This window comes from Pseudomonas sp. GW821-FHT09A09 (assembly GCF_059418405.1).
In genome coordinates this window covers 263,073-281,524 of record NZ_JBWKPU010000002.1, presented here as the reverse complement: position 1 = coordinate 281,524, position 18,452 = coordinate 263,073, and the positions used below count along the sequence as shown (strand labels likewise).

Genomic DNA, 18,452 nt, shown 5'->3' with positions numbered 1-18,452 from the left:
TTGTAGGAAATGTAGTGGCTAAGACAAACAATGCTGGGTTTTGACTCAATATGTAGTGTCAAAAAGCACGAGGTTTTCGGAGGGTTACGGACAAGTCGCGCTGGCAGCCAACCAGGTGGCCTTCTGGAACCCGCGTATTTACTGGGCTGCAGAGGGGTGTCAATTTTTCGCAAGCACTTTTTGTTGCCTGGGGCGCATTGCTCCGAGGGCGACCGGGCGGCATAATGTAGCCCCTTTTTTCTGCCCCTACATGTGGAAGGTTCCCGTGACTCAGAAGCCCGACCAGTGTCTTGGTGAATGGATCGACCGTGAAGCGCTCGCTGAAGCGATGATTCCGCTTATCGGTCAGCTGTACCGCAATAACAATGTGGTGAGCTCGATCTATGGCCGCAGCCTGATCAACCAATCAGTCATCGCGATTCTCAAAGCCCACCGCTTTGCTCGCCATCGCTCCGCCGACGACAGCGAACTCTCCGTCCACGAAACATTCCCCCTGCTCAAGGCCATGAGCGAGCTCAAGCTCGGCGCGGCTTCGGTAGACCTGGGCAAGTTGGCCTACAAATTCCGCAAAGAAGGTGCCGGCCGTACCGCCGAGCAGTTCGTGCGTGAAGAAATGGCTGACGTGGTTGGCCAGCAAAACGCCGCAGCCCGCAAAGGCACCGACGTGGTCCTGTACGGCTTCGGTCGTATCGGCCGCCTGCTGGCGCGCATCCTGATCGAAAAAACCGGTGGCGGCGACGGCCTGCGCCTGCGTGCCATCGTTGTGCGCAAAGGCGCCGAGAACGACCTGACCAAACGCGCGAGCCTCTTGCGTCGCGACTCGGTACACGGTCCGTTCAACGGCACCATCGTCATCGACGAAGAAAACAACACCATCACCGCCAACGGTAACCTGATCCAGGTGATCTACGCGAAGAACCCGACTGAGGTGGACTACACCCAGTACGGCATCAAGGACGCCCTGCTGGTGGACAACACCGGCGTATGGCGTGATGCCGACGGCCTGGGCCAGCACCTGGCCTGCCCGGGTATCGACCGCGTTGTCCTGACCGCACCGGGCAAGGGCAAGCTGAAGAATATCGTTCACGGCATCAACCATGGCGAAATCACCGCTGACGACAAGATCGTGTCCGCTGCTTCCTGCACCACCAACGCCATCGTGCCGGTGCTGAAAGCTGTGAATGACAAGTTCGGCATCGTTAACGGTCACGTTGAAACGGTCCACTCGTACACCAACGACCAGAACCTGATCGACAACTTCCACAAGGGCGATCGCCGTGGTCGTAGCGCCGCGCTGAACATGGTGATCACCGAGACCGGTGCTGCCACCGCTGCTGCCAAGGCCCTGCCTGAGCTGGCTGGCAAACTGACCGGTAACGCGATCCGTGTGCCGACGCCAAACGTGTCGATGGCCATTCTCAACCTGAACCTTGAGAAAGCCGCCACCCGTGAAGAGATGAACGAGTACCTGCGCTACATGGCGCTGCACTCCGATCTGCATAAGCAAATCGACTTCGTCAACTCGCAGGAAGTGGTGTCCACCGACTTCGTAGGCTCGCGCCACGCCGGTGTGGTGGACGCCGAGGCGACCATCACCCAGGACAACCGTGTTGTCCTGTACGTGTGGTACGACAACGAGTTCGGCTACAGCTGCCAGGTGGTTCGCGTGATGGAAGACATGGCCGGGGTCAACCCGCCGTCGTTCCCGCGCTAAGCATCAGCGCTGAATGAAAAAAGCCCCGACTGGTTCGGGGCTTTTTTATGCCTGTTGGATTTGTGTTGATTGGTCGGGCCTCATCGCAGGCAAGCCAGCTCCCACATTTGGATCTGTTAATACCTTCAAATGTGGGAGCTGGCTTGCCTGCGATGGCGACTCATCCGGCGCCACCGACGACAGAAGCCTGCGCCGTCCTCAACTCATGCCGATTGCCTTTAAACAGCACCAGCGTCGCAATCAACCCCAACACCGCCGCGCCACTCAACCAAATCCCCGGTGCCGCCTTGTTGTCCAGCACATGGATCAGGTAGGTACACGCCGCCGGCGTAAACCCACCAAAAGTCGCCGTCGCCAGGCTATAGGCAAGAGAGAACCCGGTGGTACGCACTTCCACCGGCATGATCTCGGTAAGCGCCACCACCATCGCGCCGTTGTACGAGCCGTACAGGAACGACAGCCACAACAGCACGATCAGCAGGTGGCTGAAACTCGGGTTGACCACCAGCCACGACAGCGCCGGATACGCCGTAAGAATCGCCAGAATCGTTGCACCCAGCAGCAGGGGTTTACGTCCGATCTTGTCGGACACTGCGCCCATCACCGGCAACCAGATGAAGTTCGAAATACCCACGCAGACGGTCACCAGCAACGCGTCGAAATCCGACAGGTGCAGCTCGGCCTTGCCGAAGGTCGGGGTGTAGGCGGTGATCAGGTAGAACGACACGGTGGTCATCACCACCAGCGCCATGCCAGCGATGACAACGCCGAAATTCTGACCGATTGAGCGGACGATTTCCTGCAGGGTAGGGCGGTGCTTGCGCGCCTGGAATTCAGGGGTTTCTTCCAGGGAGCGGCGAATCACGAAGATCACCGGCACGATCAGGCAGCCGATCAGGAACGGTACGCGCCAGCCCCAATCGCCCATTTGTTCGGGGCTGAGCCAGTGGTTCAGACCCACGCCCAGCAAACCGGCGAACACCACCGCGGCCTGTTGGCTGGCAGACTGCCAACTGACGAAGAAGCCTTTGCGGCCGGCCGTGGCGATTTCCGCCAGGTACACCGACACACCGCCCAGCTCGACGCCGGCCGAGAAGCCCTGCAGCAAGCGGCCGCACAGCACCAGCAGCGGTGCGGCGACGCCAAGGGTGGCGTAACCGGGCACGCAGGCGATAAGGATGGTACCGGCGGCCATCAGGGCCAGGGTGATCACCAGGCCTTTCTTGCGGCCGTGACGGTCGATGTAGGCGCCGAGGAAGATGGCGCCGAGTGGGCGCATGAGGAAGCCGGCGCCGAAGGTCGCCAGGGACAGCATCAGGGAGGCAAAGGCGCTGTCGGTGGGAAAGAAGGTCTTGGCAATGGCCGTGGCGTAGAAGCCGTAGACCATGAAGTCGAACATTTCGAGGAAGTTACCGCTGACAACGCGAAAAATCGCTTTGCCTTTGCCCGTAGAAGTGGACATGTCATTCACTCATCTTGGCTATCTTATTAGTGATTCCCTGGTCGCTGTTCGTCCTTGCGGTGTTTTGTAACCATATGTGTATTGGCCACTACCCGCAACAGAAACCGTTAGCAAGCTGACTAAATGCCAATGATGAAAACCTTGTAGGAGCTGGCTTGCCAGCGATAGCGGTGTGTCGGTTAAAGAGTATCCGCCTGACGATCGCTATCGCTGGCAAGCCAGCTCCTACAGAGGGTTGTGGTGGTTTTGGGATGCGGTCAGTTGAGGAGGGCTTTGCGCAGGCTATCGGACAGGCCTTTGGGCGCGAGCCAGATGCCCAGGTAAGCCTTTGCCAGCTCGTCGTTGCGACTGCTGAACACCACCTGGTCATTGATCTCCAGGTTCAAGCCGCGCCCGGGACGAAAATCCAGGGCGTAGTGGTCGCCGCTGCGGATGTCGCGGAAACGGGCATGCAGTTGATCCAGTTCAGGCTTCAAGCGGGCCAGGGTGGCAGCGGTTTGCTGGCGTTCGAGGGCGGTGGTGGCGGCCTTGATCACGTCGCTGCGGTCGATGTTGCGAAAGTAGTACAGCGCCAGGCGCAGATCCTTATGCCCGTCCCAGGCCTGCTTCGCGCTGAGGTTGGATGGGGCGTACAGCGCAGCGGCGTACACATCGGCCCAGAGATAGACCAGCACGGCCTGATTTTTCAGTGCCAACGCGTGGGATTGGGTGGGGAAGTTGGCCTGCTTGAGGCGGTCTGCTTCACTGGCCTGCACCGTGATCGACAACATCAGCAATAAACAGAAAACGACATGCCGCATAATGGCTCGTCCTGCAAAGGTGCGTGCCGACAGTGTAATTGCAATTTCCTAAGCGTGTAGTTAAGGCAATACTGGCCTACGACGCGACCAAGGGTTAATGTGCGCGGCGTTGAGCCTTATATAGACTGTGCCCCGGTTCACACACTTGAGCCAAATTGTCCTTCATGACCGCTGGCCGCGGCATGATTTAGCCCGGCGTCCAACCGTACGCCTGGCCTGTTCTGAGGAGTACGCATGGCTGTCTACAACTACGACGTGGTGGTACTGGGTTCCGGCCCGGCTGGAGAAGGTGCGGCGATGAACGCCGCGAAGGCAGGGCGCAAGGTGGCGATGGTCGATAGCCGTCGCCAGGTCGGCGGTAACTGCACCCACCTGGGTACCATCCCGTCCAAGGCCTTGCGTCACTCAGTGCGCCAGATCATGCAGTTCAACACCAACCCGATGTTCCGGGCCATTGGTGAGCCGCGCTGGTTCTCGTTCCCGGATGTGCTCAAGAGCGCCGAGAAAGTCATCTCCAAGCAAGTGGCCTCGCGCACCGGTTACTACGCGCGTAACCGTGTCGACCTGTTCTTTGGCACCGGCAGCTTCGCCGACGAGCAAACCGTTGAAGTCGTGTGCCCCAACGGTGTGGTCGAGAAATTGGTGGCCAAGCACATCATCATCGCCACCGGTTCGCGCCCGTATCGCCCGGCCGATATCGATTTCCACCACCCGCGTATCTACGATAGCGACACCATCCTGAGCCTGGGTCACACCCCGCGCAAACTGATCATCTATGGCGCCGGCGTGATCGGCTGTGAATACGCCTCGATCTTCAGCGGCCTGGGTGTACTGGTGGAGCTGGTGGACAACCGCGACCAATTGCTGAGCTTCCTCGACTCGGAAATTTCCCAGGCGTTGAGCTACCACTTCAGCAACAACAACATCACCGTGCGCCACAACGAAGAGTACGAGCGGGTCGAAGGCCTGGACAACGGGGTGATCCTGCACCTCAAGTCCGGCAAGAAGATCAAGGCCGACGCCTTGCTGTGGTGCAACGGCCGTACCGGCAACACCGACAAGCTGGGCATGGAGAACATCGGGGTCAAGGTCAACAGCCGTGGCCAGATTGAGGTGGACGAGAACTACCGCACCTGCGTGCCGAACATCTACGGCGCCGGCGACGTGATCGGCTGGCCGAGCCTGGCTAGCGCCGCCCATGACCAGGGTCGTTCGGCCGCTGGCAGCATCGTCGACAATGGCAGCTGGCGTTATGTGAACGACGTGCCGACCGGGATCTACACGATTCCCGAGATCAGCTCCATCGGCAAGAACGAGCACGAACTGACCAAGGCCAAGGTGCCTTATGAAGTGGGCAAGGCGTTCTTCAAGAGCATGGCGCGTGCGCAGATCGCCGGTGAGCCGCAAGGCATGCTGAAGATCCTGTTCCACCGTGAGACCCTGGAAGTCCTCGGCGTGCATTGCTTCGGCTACCAGGCGTCGGAGATCGTGCACATCGGCCAGGCCATCATGAACCAGCCGGGTGAGCAAAATACCCTCAAGTATTTCGTGAACACCACGTTCAACTACCCGACCATGGCCGAAGCCTATCGGGTAGCGGCCTACGACGGCCTCAACCGGCTTTTTTGAGCGGCTCCGGCCGGTGGCCTGAGCCGGCCGGGGAGACCGATTTCAGTAATTCTCGAGGGTGGCAGTGGCCAAACCGGGAAAGTCTGTAATCAGGCTATCTACGCCGAAGTCGGCGAGCCTGCGCATCAGCGCAGGTTCGTTGACTGTCCACACGGACACGTGCAAGCCCTGGCGTTGGGCTTTTTCCAGACGCTCAGGGGTGCACAACGTCCAGTTCAACGCCAGAATCTCACAACCGTAGTTTTGCGCGACCTTCAACGGGTCGAGCCAGGCGTATTCGGCGACCAGGCCGCGTGACAGGTCCGGGGTGAGTTCAACCGCCGCCTTCAGCACTTCCCGCGAACTTGAAGTCACGGTGACTTTGTCCATCAAGCCATGGCGCACGGCCATCTCGCGAATCGCCAGCACGGTGGTTGCCGCGCGGGTGCGCGAGGCGCTTTTGACTTCCAGCTGCCAGTGATCGAAGTCGCATTGTTCGAACAGTTCTTCCAGGCGTGGGATCGGGCAGGGTTTGACCCAACCCGGGCCGCCTTTGCGCGCGTCCATCTTCACCAGGTCCGCCGCCGAATACTCGACGACTTTGCCGCGCCGGTCGGCGGTGCGCTTGAGGGTGGGGTCGTGGATGACCATCAGCTCGCCGTCCATGGACAGGTGCAGGTCCAGTTCGCAACGGCGCACGCCGTGCTTGAGGCACTCCTGAAAGCTGGTCAGGGTATTTTCCGGTGCTTCGCCTTTGGCACCGCGATGGCCGTAAATCAGGGTCACAGTTGCTCCTATGCGCCAGGGTGTCTGGCGGGGTGAATACGTATTCAGGTGTCTTTGGCGTCGCTTTGTTCCCGCGCCAGGCGTCGTTCCTGGGCTTGTTTCTGCAGGATGTAGCGGGCGAGCAGTTGGCGTTGGGCGTCGGTCATGGACTCGAACTCCGTGCCTACGTCAAAACCATTGCCCTTGGGGTCGCAGTGGGTGACCCGTGCGCGCAGCAGCAGGCCCAGCGCCTGGGGCATCAACACCAGCTTGACCGCCAGGTGCGCGCCGGTGGCGAGCGGGGTAGGGTGCTGGAAGTCGATGCCGCCTTCGGAAATGATCACCGGCTGCGGCGCGCCGACCTCATCCAGCAGGCCGCGGGCCATGATCTGGCTGAGCAGATCGAGGCGTTTGTTCTGCACTTTGAGGAACGCGGCCAGGCTGCGGTCCTTCTCGCTGATCTGGCGCAACAGGTGCTGGGCTTCGAATTCGCTGAGGTGCAGTTCGCTGAGCAGATTGAACAGCGGTGAATCATCCAGCAACACTTCCTTGCTCGCCGCTTCGGGGGTGGAGAGGCTTTTGATTTGAAGTGCGATCATGTCGTCGATACGGTAGTATTCGCGGCGTTCTTCTTCATCTAATGTCGACATGGCGAACCCCAGGTAACGGTGATGGTCAGAGTGTAAAGCTGCTTACCAGACCCCGCCACCGGGACGTCTTCTTTTCCTCCGAACAAGCCCCGACATGTTCAGACCTCTCTTCGTATTTATCGGCACGCGTTATACCCGTGCAAAGCGCCGCAATCATTTTGTGTCGTTCATTTCCTTGACCTCGATGATCGGGCTCGCCTTGGGCGTGGTCGTGATGATCGTGGTGCTGTCGGTGATGAACGGCTTCGATCATGAGATGCGCACCCGCGTGCTGGGCATGGTGCCCCACGCGACCATCGAAGGCGATGCGCCCATCAGCGACTGGCAAAGCCTGGCCGAGAAGGTCAAGCAGAACCCCAAGGTGCTGGCCGTCGCGCCGTTTACCCAGATGCAGGGGCTGCTGACCAATGACGGCAAGGTGCAGAAGATCCTGCTCAATGCCATCGACCCGGCCCAGGAGCGCAAGGTCTCGATCATCGACAAGTTCATGCTCTCGGGCAAACTCGATGACCTGGCGCCCGGCGAGTTCGGCATCGTGATCGGCGACAAGGCCGCGGCCAAGCTCGGCGTGGGCCTGGGCGACAAGCTCACCTTCGTCGCCCCGGAAGTCACCGTGACCCCGGCCGGCATGTTCCCGCGCATGAAGCGCTTCACCGTGGTCGGCACCTTCCACGTGGGCGCTGGTGAAATCGACGGTTATCTGGGCCTCACCAACCTCACCGACCTGGCCCGCCTGCACCGCTGGCAGCCGGACCAGGTGCAGGGCCTGCGCCTGAAGTTCAACGACCTGTTCGATGCGCCGCGTGCCTCGTGGGAAATCGCCCAGCACCTGGGTGAGTCCCAGTACTACGCCCGCGACTGGACCCGTACCCACGGCAACCTGTATCAGGCCATCCGCATGGAAAAAGCCATGATCGGCCTGCTGCTGTTGCTGATCGTTGCGGTGGCGGCCTTCAACATCATCTCCACGCTGGTGATGGTGGTGAACGACAAGAAGGGCGATATCGCGATTCTGCGCACCCTTGGTGCCACGCCGGGGCAGATCATGGCGATCTTCATGGTGCAGGGCACCGTGATCGGCGTGGTCGGCACCTTGATCGGCACCGCCGTCGGCATTCTGGCCGCGCTGAATGTCAGCGCCGCCATCGCCGGCCTTGAAACCCTGATCGGCCACAAGTTTCTCAACGCCGACGTCTACTTCATCGACTACTTGCCGTCCCAGGTTCAGGCCCAGGACGTGTTGATGGTGGGCGGCGCCGCGTTGGTATTGAGTTTCCTTGCCACCCTGTATCCAGCCTGGCGCGCGGCACGTACCCAGCCAGCACAGGCCTTACGTTATGAGTGAATCGGGCATGAGTGAAAAAGCAATCCTGAGCTGCCGCAACCTGGGCAAATCCTACGAGGAAGGCCCTGAGTCGGTGGTGGTGCTGTCAGACCTGCAACTGGAGTTGCACCCGGGCGAGCGCGTGGCGATCGTCGGCAGTTCCGGTTCCGGCAAAAGTACCTTGCTGAACCTGTTGGGCGGCCTTGATACGCCGTCCAAGGGCAGCGTTTGGTTGGCGGGTGAAGAACTGTCGGCCCTGGGCGAGAAGGCCCGTGGCCAGTTGCGCAACCGTTCGCTCGGTTTTGTGTACCAGTTCCACCACCTGCTGCCGGAATTCACCGCCCTGGAAAACGTGTGCATGCCGCTGCTGATCGGCAAGACCGCGATCCCGGAAGCCCGCCAGCGTGCCAAGGCGTTGCTGGAGCGCGTCGGTCTGGGCCATCGCCTGGAGCACAAACCGGCTGAACTGTCGGGTGGCGAGCGCCAGCGTGTGGCAATCGCCCGCGCCCTGGTGAACAACCCGGGCTTGGTGATGCTCGACGAGCCTACCGGCAACCTCGACTCCCACACTGCCCAGGGCATCAAGGACTTGATGCTGGAGCTGAGTACCCAGATGCGCACCGCGTTCCTGGTGGTGACCCATGACATGAGCATGGCTCGCCAGATGGACCGTGTATTGCACCTGCAGGAAGGTCATCTGGTCGCCATCTGACCTGTTTCAAGCCCGGTGCCAGGCACCGGGTTTTCTATTTTTCCAACGGTGCCCGCGAATGTTCAGACCGTTATCGATTTTCATCGGCACGCGCTATACCCGCGCCAAGCGCCGCAACCGTTTTGTCTCGTTTATCTCGATGACTTCGATGATCGGCCTCGCCCTGGGCGTGCTGGCGATGATCGTGGTGCTGTCGGTGATGAACGGCTTCCAGCGTGAAATGAGCTCACGCATCCTTGGCATGGTGCCCCACGCGACCATCGTTGGCGTGAACCCCATCGACGACTGGCAGCCGGTGGCTGCTGCCGCCATGAAAAACCCGGAAGTGACCGCTGCCGTACCGTTCACGCAGATGGACGGCATGTTCTCCTACAAAGGTGCGATGCAGCCGATCGAGATCAGCGGCGTCGACCCGGACCAGGAAGGCAAGGTGTCGATCGTCGCCCAGCACATCGTGCGAGGCAGCCTGCAAGACCTCAAGGCCGGTGAGTTCGGCGTGGTCATTGGCGACATCACCGCGCGCCGTTTCCGCTTGAACGTGGGCGACAAACTCACCCTGATCGTGCCGGAAATCAGCACTGCTCCGGGCGGCATCACCCCACGCATGCAGCGTTTGAACGTGGTCGGTATCTTCAAGGTCGGTGCCGAGCTGGACGGTTCCATGGCGCTGATCAACATGGCTGATGCCGCCGAGATCCAGCATTGGCAGCCCAACCAGGTGCAAAGCGTGCGCCTGGCGGTAAAGGATTTGTACGCCGCCCCCAAGGTTTCGGCAGACATTGCCGCTAGCCTGGGCGCGGCCTACAAGCCGGATGACTGGACCCACACCCAGGGCAGCCTGTTCAGCGCGATGAAAATGGAAAAGACCATGATCGGTCTGCTGTTGCTGATGATCGTGGCCGTGGCGGCGTTCAACATCATCGCTACCCTGATCATGGTCGTGAACGACAAGGGCGCGGACATCGCGATCCTGCGCACCATCGGCGCCACGCCCCGGCAGATCATGGCGATCTTCATGGTGCAGGGCACGGTGATCGGCATCGTCGGCACTTTGATCGGCGGCGTTCTGGGCGTGATTGCGGCGCTGAACGTGAGTGAGCTGGTGGGCTGGATGGAGCGGGTGACCGGCCAGCACATCTTCAGTTCGGACGTGTACTTTGTCAGCAACCTGCCTTCGGAGCTGCAGGGTGGGGATGTGGTGCTGATCTGCACGGCCGGGTTTGTGTTGAGCTTTCTGGCGACCTTGTACCCGGCGTATCGGGCGGCGAAGATTGAGCCGGCGCATGCGCTGAGATATTCATAAGCCTTTAGACTGCCATCGCCGGCAAGCCGGCTCCTACAGTGGGTCGCGTTTTACCTGTAGGAGCCGGCTTGCCGGCGATTGCGATTAGGCTGGCAACTCAATCACAAATCTTGTCCACCCCGCCCCAGACTCACAAAATATCCTCCCCCCGTGGGCCCGCACGATCGATTGGGTAATCGCCAACCCCAATCCTGCATGCTCACTGCTGCCTTCACGACGCGCCGGGTCCGCTCGGTAGAATCGATCAAACAACCTCGGCAGCAGTTCCGCTGGAATGCCTTCCCCAGTGTTCTCCACCGATAGCCTTACTCCATCCTCCAGGCTCACACGTACTTCGCCGCCCGGCGGGGTAAACCGCAACGCGTTATCCAGCAGGTTCGACAATGCCCGGCGCAACATCCCGCGATCGCCCGTTGTATGGGCAGTGCCCTCGCGCATCAGGCTGACGTGCCCGTCTTCCGCCAGCAGCGCGAAGAACTCCAGCAGCGCATCGACTTCATCCTCCAGCGCCAAGGTTTCGCGCTTGGGCACCAGCAAACCATGATCCGCCTTGGCCAGGTACAACATGTCATTGACTAGCTGCGCCATCCATTGCAGCTCTTCGAGGTTGCTGTGCAGCGCCTCACGGTAATCCTCCAGCGGGCGTGGCTGGGTGAGGATGACCTGGGTCTGGGTCAGCAGGTTCGACAACGGCGTGCGCAGTTCATGGGCGATGTCGGCAGAGAACGCCGAGAGGCGCTGGAAGGCATCATCCAGGCGGCCGAGCATGGCGTTGAAGGTTTGGGCCAGTTCGGCCAGTTCCACGGGCATTTGCTGCTGCGGCAGGCGCTGAGTCAGCGAATGGGCCGAGACGCTGGCAGCCACTTCACCCATGCGCCGCAAGGGTCGCAGCCCACTGCGTGCCGCCCAGGCGCCGAGCAGTGCGGTGGCCAGGGCGGAGAGGCCGACGGTGAGCCAGATCAGGTGTTGCATGCGTTGCAGGAAGTGCTGGTGGTGGGTGATGTCGAGCATCAGGGTCAGTTGCGGCGAGTCGGCTTGGCCGACTGTCAACGGTGTGTTGTAGACGCGATAGTCGGTGCCGGCATTTTGCAGGCTATGCAGGCCGGGCGCCGTCGGCAGGGCGACATCCGGCGCGCCGTCGAACCAGCGTTTCCCGGCCGCTGTGATGCGCAGGGCAAGGTCAGGTTGGCGGTTGAGTTCGGTGCGCAATTGCGCTTCTCGCTCGGCGAAAGACGCGGCGGAGTCGACTCCTTGCAGCGTGCTGCGCAGCGCCACCAGCTTGCTGTCGAGCAGTTGTTGGTCCAGCTCGATAAAGTGCGCCTCGCTGGCGTGGTTGAACAACACGCCTGCCAACAACGACACCACGGCGGTGCAGCCGGCAAACAGCAGTGCCAGGCGGCTGGCCAGGGACAGGCGCTTGATCAATTGAGGCGCTCCTCCAGCACATAGCCCATGCCGCGCACCGTATGGATCAGTTTGTTGGGGTAGTGGTCATCGACTTTCAGGCGCAGGCGTCGGATCGCAACCTCGATGATGTTGGTGTCGCTGTCAAAGTTCATGTCCCACACTTGGGAGGCAATCAGCGATTTGGGCAGCACCTCGCCCTGGCGCCGTAATAGCAGTTCCAGTAGGGAGAACTCCTTGGCGGTGAGGTCGATGCGTTGACCATCCCGCTCTACGCGGCGGCGGATCAGGTCCAGGCGCAGGTCGGCCAATTGCAGCGCGGTTTCCTGGGGCGTGCTGCTGCCACGGCGCAACAGGCTGCGCACCCGGGCGAGCAGTTCGGAAAAGGCAAAGGGTTTGACCAGGTAGTCGTCGGCGCCCAGTTCCAGGCCGTGGACGCGGTCTTCCACAGCGTCGCGGGCGGTGAGAAACAGCACCGGGATATCCAGGCCGGCATTGCGCACGGCCTGGAGAATTTGCCAGCCGTCGCGGCCGGGCAGCATCACATCGAGGATCAGCAGGTCAAAGTCGCCGGTCAGCGCCAGGTGCTGGCCCGTGATGCCGTCGGCCACCAGTTCGGTGGTAAAGCCCGCCTCGGCCAGGCCCTGGCGCAGGTAATGGCCGGTCTTGGGTTGGTCTTCGACGATCAGCAGTTTCATGGGCAACTCTTGGCAACGGGTGACGACGGGCTTTATACCGTGGGTGGCAGGGCAGGGGCGCAACCTTACAAAGTTGTAATCTAGCAGTCAGCTGGCTGGCAGCGGCGCAATCTTAGAGTGCTCCCCTGGCCAGTCATACATTTTTGGAGAAGAGCGATGGCGTTGCGTACACCCCTGTTGTTGGCGGGTTGCCTGTTGGCGTTGAGTTTTGATGCGATTGCCGATGCTGCCCACACGTATTCGTTTGGCCAGCCGGCGACGGCCGATAAAGCCACACGCACTGTGGAAGTGACGCTGCAGGATATTTCCTTTTCGCCCAAGTCCCTCGACGTAAAAGCCGGTGAGACGGTGCGCTTTGTGCTGGTCAACAAAGGCCAGTTGCTTCACGAATTCAACCTGGGCGACGCGGCGATGCATGCCGAGCACCAGAAGGAAATGCTGCAGATGCAGGCCAGTGGCATGCTTACCGCCACCGGCATGGGCAAAATGGACCACAGCGCCATGGGCCACGGTGAGATGGGCGGCATGAAGCACGATGACCCCAACAGCGTGCTGGTGGAGCCCGGTAAAACCGCCGAGCTGACCTGGACGTTCACCAAGGCCACGGGCCTGGAGTTTGCCTGCAACCTCCCGGGCCACTACCAAGCGGGCATGGTGGGCAAGCTCAACGTCGAATGATCCGGCGGCGCTTAGGCGCGGGGGCAAAGGCTGGTAGACTGGCGCGGTTTATTTAGCCAGGTTTCCGCCATGCATCCCGCAGCCGAACATTCGCCGCTGGGCAAGTCCAGTGAATACATCTCCACCTACACCCCGTCGTTGCTGTTTCCGATCCCTCGCGCCGCCAAGTGGGCCGAGTTGGGCCTGAGCGCCGAGACCCTGCCTTACAAAGGCGTGGATTTCTGGAACTGCTTCGAACTGTCCTGGCTGTTGCCGTCGGGCAAGCCGGTGGTGGCCATCGGCGAGTTCAGCATCCCGGCCGACTCGCCGAACATCATCGAGTCCAAGTCCTTCAAGCTGTACCTCAACTCGTTGAACCAGACCGCATTCGCCGACACGGCGAGCCTGGAAGCGACCCTGCGCACCGACCTCAGCGCGGCCGCCGGCAAGCCCGTGACCGTGCGTATTCGCAAACTGGCCGAAATCGAGGCTGAAGGCGTGATGGCCTTGCCGGGCGTGTGCATCGATGATCTGGATATCAACGTCAGCAGCTATGAACATCCGCGCCCGGAACTGCTGCGCTGCGATGATTCGCGTGTTGTGGAGGAAAGCGTGCACAGCCACCTGCTCAAATCCAACTGCCCGGTCACCAGCCAGCCGGATTGGGGGAGTGTGGTGGTGGAGTACCGTGGTTCGGCGTTGGATCACGCCAGCCTGCTCGAGTATATCGTGAGCTTTCGCCAGCACTCGGACTTCCATGAGCAGTGTGTGGAACGGATCTTCCTCGACCTTCAGCGCCTGCTGAAGCCGGAGAAGTTGACGGTGTATGCGCGGTATGTGCGCCGGGGTGGGTTGGATATCAACCCGTACCGCAGCACTGAGGATGTGGCGTTCCAGAACGTGCGCCTGGCTCGCCAATAAACCTCACCCAAAAACTGACTGTGGGGGCTGGCTTGTGTGGGAGCTGGCTTGCCTGCGATAGCATCACCTCAGCGCAACTGAAAAACCGAGGTGTCTGCATCGCAGGCAAGCCAGCTCCCACAAAGGCCAGCCCTCACATTGAGGTCTGCGGTTGAGTTTGAATCGGGATCAGATCCCGATATTGCCCAAGGTGATCATGATATTGCGCAACGTCCCGGAAATGACCGGGTGCTCAGCGTCGAATTCTATGGCGGCTTGGTTCACATCGTCGGAGATGCTCGGCGTTTGAGTCGCCGGCTCAAGTTCAAGCTGCAATTCAAACTTGGCAATCAAGGCTTCCAGCGCTTCACGTTTTTCTTCCGACAGCGGCGGTTCCTGTACCAACTGCCCGCGCAGGATTTCGACCTGTTCTTCGAGTTTTTTGCGATCAGGCATGACGTATTTCCTTTTATCGATAGGCACTGGCATAGACCACGGCACGCCGAGAAAGGTCTACGGGCTGACCTGTAGATTAATCCACTGGCGCCGAGCGTGCATGATCCGTGTCAGGGCTTCTCGCCTTTGAGCTGGCGCAGGCTGATATCGGCCAGGCAGGTGCCCAGTTCGCCAAGGTGATCGATCACCGAGTGAACCCCCAGCCCGTACAGCGCAACCGTGGCCTTGCCGCGCTTGTGCTCGCGTTGTTGCTCGGTGAGTGCCTGCCATTGCTCGGGCGCCAGGCCGCACAAGGAGCCGCAGGACGCCAGGCCGATGGTCCACAAACCGGCATTCAGGCCGGCTTGCAGCAAGCGTGGCTCACCGCTGACCAGGACGCAGCCTTCCAGCCGCTCGATATTCAGCTCCATCAAGGCTTGCCAACAGGCGTTTGGCGCAGGCCAGCGGATAGCTGAGGGGGAAGTGGCTTTAATCCACTTGGGCAGTGTGGCGGCCAGCGGGGTGGTGACCGTGGCGGGTAGCTCGTCCAGCCAGGCACAGGGGATGCCTTGCTCCTTGAGGCTACGCAGGATAGCCAGGGCACCGGGCGTGGCTTGTGAATCGGGGGCGGGGGCGTCGGTGCGCGCCTGGGAACCGAAATCCACCAGGCAGCCACTCAGGCCAAACAGCACGGCAGTCAATGAGGGTGCGCTGGCAACGGCAATTTCGGCGTGAGGCATTTCGAGATCCCTGAAATAGCTGTGACGCTATCGAGATCGGATGACAAGCGGATGACACTTATGAGTAATTGTAGGGATTTTGTGCATTTATCATTAAGACAATTCCTACCGACTGCCTAATTTGACACTTCCGTCATATACTGACGGTCTTATTCAGGGCATAGCGCCCATGACAGACTATTCAAGGAGCCAAAGCTATGCGCTGGAGCCACTACTTCGCTCAGCTATCTGTGTGTGCCACTGTTCTATTGGCCCCGTTTGCCGCCCAGGCCGCGTCGGAAGACGATCCATGGGAAAGCGTCAACCGCCCGATCTTCACCTTCAACGACACCGTTGATACCTACGCGCTCAAGCCATTGGCCCAGGGTTACCAGTTCGTCACCCCGCAGTTCGTGCAGACAGGCATTCATAACTTCTTCCGCAACATCGGCGATGTCGGCAACTTTGCCAACGACGTGTTGCAGCTCAAGCCCCACGCAGCGGGCGTCGACACGGCTCGTTTGCTGGTGAACACCACTTTTGGCGTGCTGGGCTTTATTGATGTGGGCACCAAAATGGGCCTGCACCGCAACGACGAAGACTTCGGCCAAACCCTCGGCTACTGGGGCGTCGGCAGCGGTCCTTACGTGATGCTGCCACTGCTGGGCCCAAGTACCCTGCGTGACGCACCGTCCAAATACGTCGACAGCTATACCCAGCCGTACCGTTACATGAACGACATCGGTTGGCGTAACAGCACCTTCGGCCTGAACATTGTCGATACCCGTGCCAGCCTGCTCGACAGCGAGAAGTTGATCACCGGCGACAAGTACACCTTCATCCGTAACGCTTACCTGCAGAACCGTGAGTTCAAGGTCAAGGACGGCAAGGTGGTCGACGACTTTTAAGTCGTGATGTTTTGAAATGAAAAAGGCGACCCCAGTGGTCGCCTTTTTTTGTGTGCGGCTTTTTAGTGCATCTTCAGGATCTTGAGGCCCAGGTGCTGGTCTTCACCGCTCGCCTTGGCCCACACCACTTCGGTATCGGCCTCCAGGCCCCTGAGGGCGGCGTGCTCCGAGTCGATGCGTACGGTGAGCCTGTCACCCACCTGAAACTGGCGAGGGGCCTGCACCTGCATGCCAGAGCTGGAAAGGTCCACGCAAACCCCGGCAATCTCCTGCCCGGCGTGGATCAGCGACACATCGGCATCCACTCGCATGCGGATGAAATCGCGTTTTTCGGCGTAGTCGCGCTCGTGTTCGCTCACAGGTTCCATCCTTACTTTGTGTTGTGGTTGTTGCTGTTCTTATAACTCCCGGTGATTTGCGGTGTAAAGACGCTCGGCGACCATCGGCATGAGCTTGAAACCCCTGGCGGATGGGAGTACCGTCTGCGCCTTAGAAGGGCACCTCTGCTTTACTGTTGTGCGTAGGCCAAAAGCCCGTGCTTTGTAGGACAGAGTGGCTAGAAAGCGAATCCAGTACGTGACCCGGCCATTGTCGAGCCACCTACGCCAACCTAATTCTGGCGCCGTTTGCCCACATGCAAAAAACCAGTGCCACGCTGCTGATAATCGATGACGACGAAGTAGTGCGCGCGAGCCTCGCGGCCTATTTGGAAGACAGTGGCTTCAGCGTCCTGCAGGCCGGCAACGGCCAACAGGGTCTCCAGGTGTTCGAGCGCGACAAGCCCGACCTTGTGATCTGCGACCTGCGCATGCCTCAGATGGGCGGCCTCGAGCTGATTCGCCAGGTGACCGACCTTGCCCCACAGACGCCCGTGATCGTTGTGTCCGGTGCCGGGGTGATGAACGATGCCGTCGAGGCCCTGCGCCTGGGCGCCGCCGATTACCTGATCAAGCCCCTCGAAGACCTGGCTGTGCTGGAGCACTCGGTGCGTCGAGCGCTGGACCGTGCACGCCTGCTGCTGGAAAACCAGCGTTACCGCGAAAAGCTCGAAACCGCCAACCGCGAACTCGAAGCCAGCCTGAACCTGCTCCAGGAAGACCAGAATGCCGGTCGCCAGGTGCAGATGAACATGCTGCCGATCAGCCCCTGGACCATCGATGACTTCCAGTTTGCGCACCAGATCATCCCGTCGTTGTACCTGTCGGGTGATTTTGTCGACTACTTCCGCGTCGATGAGCGGCGTGTCGCGTTCTACCTGGCCGATGTGTCCGGCCACGGAGCTTCTTCTGCTTTTGTGACCGTGTTGTTGAAGTTCATGACCACACGGCTGTTGTTCGAATCCAAGCGCAATGGCACCTTGCCGGAATTCACCCCCTCCGAGGTGCTGGGCCACATCAACCGAGGCCTGATCAGCTGCAAGCTGGGCAAGCACGTGACGATGGTCGGCGGCGTAATCGATGAAGAAACCGGTCTTTTGACCTACAGTATTGGCGGTCACCTGCCGATGCCTGTTTTATACACTCCTGACAGTGTGCGTTACCTGGACGGGCGTGGTCTGCCGGTGGGCTTGTTCAATGAAGCCACCTACGAAGACCACATCCTGGAGCTGCCGCCGACCTTCAGCCTTACGCTGATGTCCGACGGCATCCTGGACCTGCTTCCAGAGCCTACACTCAAGGAGAAAGAAGCCGCCTTGCCCCAAAAGGTCAAGTCGGCGGGCGGCAGCCTGGATGGCCTGCGGCAAGTGTTTGGATTGGCCACGCTAGGGGAGATGCCGGATGATATCGCCCTATTGGTGTTGAGCAGGAATCTTTGATGAGTACCGGAAGAATCCAATTCGCCGAGCAAGACGGGACCTTCGTCCTGAAGTTTGTCGGTGAAGTGCGCCTGACCTTGTGTTCGGCGCTGGATGCGACGATTGAGCGGATCTTCACAGCGCTGAATTTCTCGGCGATCGTGATCGATCTGACCGAAACCCGCAGCATCGATAGCACCACCCTTGGGCTGTTGGCCAAGTTGTCCATTCTGTCTCGGCAGAAGGTCGGCCTGTTGCCTACGGTCGTCACCACCCACGAAGACATCACCCGTCTGCTGCAGTCCATGGGCTTCGACCAGGTGTTCAACATTGTTGATCGCCCGATCCCCTGCCCGGAATGCCTGACCGACCTGCCATCCCAGGACCAGTCCGAGGAAGTGGTGCGGGTCAAGGTGCTGGAAGCGCACAAGATCCTGATGGGGCTCAACGAGTCCAACCGCGAAGCCTTCCACGACCTCGTCAACGCCCTCGAGCGCCATTAATCTTGACTTGAAACACATTCTAAATGTGGGAGCTGGCTTGCCTGCGATAGCGGTATGCCAGCCACCTATTCATTACTGACCCAACGCTATCGCAG

19 protein-coding genes are annotated in these 18,452 nt (G+C 60.3%); 10 read left to right on the top strand and 9 right to left on the bottom strand.

What is annotated here, in order from left to right; genetic code table 11:
- The first annotated feature begins 250 nt into the window (after nt 1-250).
- Nucleotides 251-1,714, top strand: a complete 1,464-nt coding sequence (locus AC07OV_RS02855; protein ID WP_494998741.1) for a glyceraldehyde-3-phosphate dehydrogenase — start codon at nt 251-253, stop codon at nt 1,712-1,714.
- Between the two features lie 160 nt (nt 1,715-1,874).
- Here the strand turns inward: AC07OV_RS02855 and AC07OV_RS02850 are convergent, their stop codons facing one another.
- A complete protein-coding gene (locus AC07OV_RS02850) occupies nt 1,875-3,176 on the bottom strand; it encodes an MFS transporter (protein ID WP_495091483.1) in 1,302 nt (433 codons plus the stop codon).
- 257 nt (nt 3,177-3,433) lie between these two features.
- Nucleotides 3,434-3,976, bottom strand: coding sequence for a chalcone isomerase family protein (locus tag AC07OV_RS02845; protein ID WP_495091482.1), 543 nt, complete (start codon nt 3,974-3,976; stop codon nt 3,434-3,436).
- A gap of 234 nt (nt 3,977-4,210) precedes the next feature.
- Between AC07OV_RS02845 and sthA the strand changes: the two genes are divergently transcribed.
- Nucleotides 4,211-5,605 carry a Si-specific NAD(P)(+) transhydrogenase gene (gene sthA, locus AC07OV_RS02840; RefSeq protein ID WP_176995350.1) on the top strand — a complete coding sequence of 465 codons (1,395 nt, stop codon included), beginning with the start codon at nt 4,211-4,213 and terminating at the stop codon, nt 5,603-5,605.
- Between the two features lie 42 nt (nt 5,606-5,647).
- Here the strand turns inward: sthA and AC07OV_RS02835 are convergent, their stop codons facing one another.
- On the bottom strand, nt 5,648-6,370 hold the full coding sequence (locus AC07OV_RS02835) for a glycerophosphodiester phosphodiesterase (protein ID WP_176995351.1): 723 nt from the start codon (nt 6,368-6,370) through the stop codon (nt 5,648-5,650).
- 44 nt (nt 6,371-6,414) lie between these two features.
- Entirely contained in the window at nt 6,415-6,999 is a 585-nt protein-coding gene (locus AC07OV_RS02830; RefSeq protein WP_176995352.1) for a PilZ domain-containing protein, read from the bottom strand.
- Between the two features lie 94 nt (nt 7,000-7,093).
- Here AC07OV_RS02830 and AC07OV_RS02825 point away from each other — a divergent pair, with 94 nt between their 5' ends.
- Genes AC07OV_RS02825 through AC07OV_RS02815 form a run of 3 tightly spaced genes read left to right on the top strand, consistent with a single transcriptional unit; the run spans nt 7,094 to nt 10,338 of the window.
- A complete protein-coding gene (locus AC07OV_RS02825; protein WP_176995353.1) occupies nt 7,094-8,344 on the top strand; it encodes a lipoprotein-releasing ABC transporter permease subunit in 1,251 nt (416 codons plus the stop codon).
- 7 nt (nt 8,345-8,351) lie between these two features.
- A complete protein-coding gene (gene lolD / locus AC07OV_RS02820; RefSeq protein ID WP_163000979.1) occupies nt 8,352-9,035 on the top strand; it encodes a lipoprotein-releasing ABC transporter ATP-binding protein LolD in 684 nt (227 codons plus the stop codon).
- 58 nt (nt 9,036-9,093) lie between these two features.
- Nucleotides 9,094-10,338, top strand: coding sequence for a lipoprotein-releasing ABC transporter permease subunit (locus tag AC07OV_RS02815; protein ID WP_176995355.1), 1,245 nt, complete (start codon nt 9,094-9,096; stop codon nt 10,336-10,338).
- Between the two features lie 84 nt (nt 10,339-10,422).
- On the opposite strand, the gene AC07OV_RS02810 is transcribed toward AC07OV_RS02815, so the two are convergent.
- Together AC07OV_RS02810 and AC07OV_RS02805 are read right to left on the bottom strand one after the other, a co-directional pair.
- The gene (locus AC07OV_RS02810; RefSeq protein ID WP_495091481.1) at nt 10,423-11,763 is read right to left on the bottom strand and encodes a heavy metal sensor histidine kinase; all 1,341 of its coding nucleotides are present in this window, start codon (nt 11,761-11,763) and stop codon (nt 10,423-10,425) included.
- Complete coding sequence (locus AC07OV_RS02805) at nt 11,760-12,440, bottom strand: heavy metal response regulator transcription factor (protein ID WP_494998897.1); 681 nt, start codon at nt 12,438-12,440, stop codon at nt 11,760-11,762. The genes AC07OV_RS02810 and AC07OV_RS02805 overlap by 4 nt, the downstream gene beginning before the upstream one ends.
- Before the next feature lie 156 nt (nt 12,441-12,596).
- Between AC07OV_RS02805 and copI the strand changes: the two genes are divergently transcribed.
- Nucleotides 12,597-13,118, top strand: a complete 522-nt coding sequence (gene copI, locus AC07OV_RS02800; RefSeq protein ID WP_494998898.1) for a copper-resistant cuproprotein CopI — start codon at nt 12,597-12,599, stop codon at nt 13,116-13,118.
- A 69-nt stretch (nt 13,119-13,187) separates the two neighbouring features.
- Nucleotides 13,188-14,018 (top strand): NADPH-dependent 7-cyano-7-deazaguanine reductase QueF, encoded by an 831-nt coding sequence (gene queF, locus AC07OV_RS02795; RefSeq protein WP_176995359.1) that lies wholly within the window; start codon nt 13,188-13,190, stop codon nt 14,016-14,018.
- A 168-nt stretch (nt 14,019-14,186) separates the two neighbouring features.
- On the opposite strand, the gene AC07OV_RS02790 is transcribed toward queF, so the two are convergent.
- Together AC07OV_RS02790 and pcrP are read right to left on the bottom strand one after the other, a co-directional pair.
- Nucleotides 14,187-14,453, bottom strand: a complete 267-nt coding sequence (locus AC07OV_RS02790; protein WP_176995360.1) for a DUF4404 family protein — start codon at nt 14,451-14,453, stop codon at nt 14,187-14,189.
- Nucleotides 14,454-14,563: 110 nt separating this feature from the next.
- Nucleotides 14,564-15,172, bottom strand: a complete 609-nt coding sequence (gene pcrP / locus AC07OV_RS02785; protein WP_259173425.1) for an HAD superfamily inactivated hydrolase PcrP — start codon at nt 15,170-15,172, stop codon at nt 14,564-14,566.
- 197 nt (nt 15,173-15,369) lie between these two features.
- Between pcrP and AC07OV_RS02780 the strand changes: the two genes are divergently transcribed.
- On the top strand, nt 15,370-16,059 hold the full coding sequence (locus AC07OV_RS02780; protein WP_176995362.1) for an MlaA family lipoprotein: 690 nt from the start codon (nt 15,370-15,372) through the stop codon (nt 16,057-16,059).
- A 62-nt stretch (nt 16,060-16,121) separates the two neighbouring features.
- Here AC07OV_RS02780 and AC07OV_RS02775 read toward each other — a convergent pair whose 3' ends face one another.
- Nucleotides 16,122-16,418 (bottom strand): PilZ domain-containing protein, encoded by a 297-nt coding sequence (locus AC07OV_RS02775; RefSeq protein WP_176995363.1) that lies wholly within the window; start codon nt 16,416-16,418, stop codon nt 16,122-16,124.
- A gap of 275 nt (nt 16,419-16,693) precedes the next feature.
- Between AC07OV_RS02775 and rssB the strand changes: the two genes are divergently transcribed.
- Nucleotides 16,694-17,875 carry a two-component system response regulator RssB gene (gene rssB / locus AC07OV_RS02770; RefSeq protein ID WP_176995364.1) on the top strand — a complete coding sequence of 394 codons (1,182 nt, stop codon included), beginning with the start codon at nt 16,694-16,696 and terminating at the stop codon, nt 17,873-17,875.
- The gene (gene rssC / locus AC07OV_RS02765; RefSeq protein WP_003172602.1) at nt 17,875-18,357 is read left to right on the top strand and encodes an anti-sigma factor antagonist RssC; all 483 of its coding nucleotides are present in this window, start codon (nt 17,875-17,877) and stop codon (nt 18,355-18,357) included. Before rssB ends, rssC begins: the two co-directional genes overlap by 1 nt.
- The last annotated feature ends 95 nt before the right edge of the window (nt 18,358-18,452 follow it).